Origin of the sequence: Xenorhabdus hominickii (assembly GCF_002632725.1) — a bacterium.
Lineage (GTDB): Bacteria > Pseudomonadota > Gammaproteobacteria > Enterobacterales > Enterobacteriaceae > Xenorhabdus > Xenorhabdus hominickii.
Window position 1 is genome coordinate 1 of sequence record NZ_NJAI01000110.1, and the last position, 470, is coordinate 470.

The window sequence follows — 470 nt, forward strand, 5'->3', positions numbered from 1 at the left end:
TCAGAATTGACTGCTCCCTAAACTTTACTCCTTCATCTTTTGCACATGAGATACAACTACTAACAAAGGATGTCTTCTCAAAATAATTATCAACTGGGAACGGGGGCGCTCCATCTAGGCTTATTACCCGACCAGGATACTGTTGTTGTGAGTTTTCTATTTTCTGAGAATGAAATGACAGTAATGATTTCAGGTCATGTTCCGCAACAATGTCAGCCTCAACTGCGCCTTTCAATAATCGAACATGTTCAATATAGCGCAATGACTCTTCAGCCTGTGTTTTTAGTAATTTCAATCTTACTATGTTGTTATGTGTCATGATGTTTATCACCAGATAGGATTATTTGATACGAAGTCATAAGATGGGACCACGGTCCCAGTTACTACTTAGCCGTTCGTATAGCCTCATCCAACGCTTGACTGATAGCAGCAGGCATCAACGATTGAGCCATTTGTTGCGCCCGTTCCTG

The 470-nt window shown here is 41.3% G+C and carries 1 protein-coding gene; it reads right to left on the reverse strand.

What is annotated here, in order from left to right:
- On the reverse strand, nucleotides 1–319 hold a 319-nt coding region (locus tag Xhom_RS31830), incomplete at its 3' end, for a hypothetical protein (protein WP_169928592.1).
- Nucleotides 320–470: the final 151 nt, after the last annotated feature.